This window comes from Vibrio sp. V10_P2A27P122 (genome assembly GCF_963874335.1).
GTDB classification, from domain to species: Bacteria; Pseudomonadota; Gammaproteobacteria; order Enterobacterales; family Vibrionaceae; genus Vibrio; species Vibrio anguillarum.
This window is the reverse complement of record NZ_CAWNHY010000176.1, coordinates 1-3,210: the sequence shown is the minus strand read 5'-3', so window position 1 is coordinate 3,210 and position 3,210 is coordinate 1. Positions and strand designations below refer to the sequence as shown.

At 44.0% G+C, this 3,210-nt stretch carries 3 protein-coding genes; 2 read left to right on the top strand and 1 reads right to left on the bottom strand.

The features are described 5' to 3' along the window. The first annotated feature begins 102 nt into the window (after window positions 1-102). Window positions 103-1,392, top strand: a complete 1,290-nt coding sequence (locus AACQ17_RS07980; RefSeq protein WP_017042719.1) for a citrate synthase — start codon at window positions 103-105, stop codon at window positions 1,390-1,392. Window positions 1,393-1,477: 85 nt separating this feature from the next. Here AACQ17_RS07980 and AACQ17_RS07975 read toward each other — a convergent pair whose 3' ends face one another. Beyond that, entirely contained in the window at window positions 1,478-2,233 is a 756-nt protein-coding gene (locus AACQ17_RS07975) for a Nif3-like dinuclear metal center hexameric protein (RefSeq protein ID WP_094147361.1), read from the bottom strand. Window positions 2,234-2,319: 86 nt separating this feature from the next. On the opposite strand from AACQ17_RS07975, the gene AACQ17_RS07970 reads away from it, so the two are divergent. After that, entirely contained in the window at window positions 2,320-3,078 is a 759-nt protein-coding gene (locus tag AACQ17_RS07970) for a DUF1853 family protein (RefSeq protein WP_047687810.1), read from the top strand. The last annotated feature ends 132 nt before the right edge of the window (window positions 3,079-3,210 follow it).

Genomic DNA, 3,210 nt, shown 5'->3' with positions numbered 1-3,210 from the left:
GCACACATCAGACGAGAAAAATTGACTTTAATTAAGAACACACGTAAAAAAATGTCACACAAACATCCTGGACGGATTAAATAATAAACAAAGGAGATTGTTATGGCAGATAAGAAAGCGACCCTTCATATTGAAGGTAAAGCGCCAATCGAGCTGCCGATTATGGATGGGACTGTAGGCCCACAAGTAATCGACGTTCGTAAACTAGGAGCCAACGGATACTTCACTTTTGACCCTGGTTTTCTTGCCACTGCATCTTGTGAATCTCAAATCACTTATATCGATGGCGAAAAAGGGGTGTTACTGCACCGCGGCTTCCCTATTGATCAATTAGCCAATAACGCTGATTACTTGGAAGTTTGTTATATTCTTCTTTACGGTGAAGCCCCTAATCGTAAGCAATATGAAGAGTTTAAACATACGGTGACGCGTCACACTATGGTTCATGAGCAAATCGCAAGTTTCTTCCACGGTTTCCGCCGTGACGCTCACCCAATGGCTGTAATGTGTGGTGTGGTTGGAGCGCTTGCTGCGTTCTACCATGATTCACTTGATATTAATAATGATATACACCGAGAAATAGCGGCTTACCGCCTACTCTCAAAAATGCCAACATTGGCGGCGATGTGCTACAAGTATTCTGTCGGCCAACCATTTATCTACCCGCGTAATGACTTAAGCTATGCCGAGAACTTCCTACACATGATGTTTGCAACGCCGTGTGAAGAGTATGAAGTGAACCCTGTGGTTGCACGCGCGATGGATAAAATTTTCACACTGCATGCCGATCATGAACAAAACGCGTCAACCTCAACGGTTCGCCTTGCCGGTTCTTCTGGTGCTAACCCGTTTGCCTGTATTGCGGCTGGCATTGCCTCTTTGTGGGGGCCTGCTCATGGGGGGGCTAACGAAGCCTGTCTGCGTATGCTAGAAGAGATAGGCAACGTTGATAACATTCCTGAGTATGTCGTCAGAGCAAAAGATAAGGATGATCCATTCCGCTTGATGGGTTTTGGTCACCGAGTTTATAAAAACTACGACCCAAGAGCGACGGTAATGCGTGAGGCTTGCCATGAAGTGCTCAAAGAGCTGAATATTCAAGACCCACTGTTAGATGTGGCGATGGAACTTGAGCGCATCGCGCTTTCTGACGAATACTTTGTTGAGAAAAAACTCTACCCTAACGTGGATTTCTACTCAGGTATTATTCTGAAGGCTATCGGTATTCCAATCTCTATGTTTACCGTTATCTTCGCAATGTCTCGCACTATCGGTTGGATTGCCCACTGGAATGAAATGCACAGTGATCCAGATAATAAAATTGGCCGTCCTCGCCAACTTTACACTGGTCAAAAAATGCGTAACTTTAAACCGTTACACGAACGCGAATAGCAAACCCAGTCATAGTACTTAATAGAAAAGAGCGAGTTCCCACTCGCTCTTTTTTCATTTGATACATTGATCAGAAACAAGCCCACTACACAGGGTTATTGATATCGATAAACTCAACCTCAAAGCCATATTCGCTCGCTAACCATTCTCCCAGTGCCTTAACGCCATAACGCTCTGTGGCATGGTGCCCTGCAGAAAAATAATGAATATTTTGCTCTCTTGCTGAGTAGGTAGTCCGCTCTGATATTTCACCAGAGATGAACGCATCTAATCCGTGCTGCGCCGCTAGATCGACGTAATCTTGCCCACCACCAGTACACCAACCCACCGTTTTGATGATTTTGTTTGAGCTCGGAGCTACGTGCAGTGGCCGTCGTTGTAAAGCTTGCTCGATTCGTTGACTGAGCTCATCGGCTGTCAACGCTTGTTCAAAATGGCCGAACATGGCGACCGACTGAGGATGCCCTTCTAATCCGCCATCAACATGAATACACAACAAATCAGCTAGCAATTTGTTATTGCCTAATTCTGGATGGATGTCTAACGGCAAGTGATATGCGTATAAATTTATATCATTTCGTATCAAAGCTCGGATCCGGTGTCCTTTCATTCCACGGATGGACTCAGGCTCACTTTTCCAAAAATAACCATGATGCACTAATAAAGCGTCAGCATTTCGTTCAATTGCTTGTTCAATCAGCGCTTGCGAGGCCGTCACACCCGTCACAATCTTTTTGATTTCAGTGCGACCTTCAACTTGCAATCCATTAGGGCAATAGTCTTTAATCAATTGAGGATTAAGCTTTTGATTGAGCAGAGCTTCAAGTTTTAAATTATCCATCTTTCATTCCAAAATTGAGTTTTATCATTAGCGTGGTTATAACAATTTCAAGCTAGAATGTCGAAAAATAAGGACGAGAACAATTAATGACAATGGACCTCAACACACTGGCACACTGGGTGTCGACAACCCCTACTCTTTTCCAAGGAGAGGGTGTGGTCGCGGCGCGTACTCCTTTTTTACCCAATGTTCCGATATTGAAAGAAGAATACAGAGGGAACCCTAGATTAGGCTTTCTCTACCAGCATTTATGTTCTTTATTGTTTACGCTAAACCCCACTTATTCCGCCGTTTCTGAAGAAATTCAACTGAACGAGGCAGGAAGTACACTAGGTTCGCTAGATTTTGTCATCAAAAATAAACGCAGTCAGCGTTATGAGCATTGGGAAGTCGCAGTGAAGTTTTACCTGCTACATCAAGGGCTGTGGTATGGTCCCAATGCTCAAGATCGATTAGATCTCAAACTTGAACATATGCTGAACCACCAATTGACCCTTTCCCAATCAGCCCAATTTAGTGCGGCTTACCCACTTTGGCGTGACGTTAGCCGTCATTTACTGATGCAAGGGCGCTTGTATGTAAACCCTTTTCACGATGAGCCTGTTCCTAGTGAATGCCTAGGTTATAAACTCAATCTGTCACAAATTGCTGGTTTTTGGTGTTATCAAAGCCAGTCACATCAAATAGATGAAGCATTATTCTTACTGGAAAAGCCTCAATGGATTAGCGGGAAAGGTAAAAACTGCACGCGTTACACAGCAAATGAAGAGCATGGTTTTGTGCATTGCCAAAGTGACAGCGGAAAGTTCTGGTTCATCGTTCCCGACAGTTGGCCTCAGCTTTAACCAAGATAATAGACGACTAAATATAAAATAGGCGGCCTCTGGCCGCCTATTTTAATTGATAAGTTTGCTTACAAACCAGCGTCGGCAAAGACTTGATTAACAATCTGTTGCGCTTCCGCTTCGATTTGCTTG

Coding starts and splice junctions, on each gene's coding strand:
- AACQ17_RS07980 (WP_017042719.1), top strand. CDS start 103: ATGGCAGATAAGAAAGCGACCCTTCATATTGAAGGTAAAGCGCCAATC.
- AACQ17_RS07975 (WP_094147361.1), bottom strand. CDS start 2,233: ATGGATAATTTAAAACTTGAAGCTCTGCTCAATCAAAAGCTTAATCCT.
- AACQ17_RS07970 (WP_047687810.1), top strand. CDS start 2,320: ATGACAATGGACCTCAACACACTGGCACACTGGGTGTCGACAACCCCT.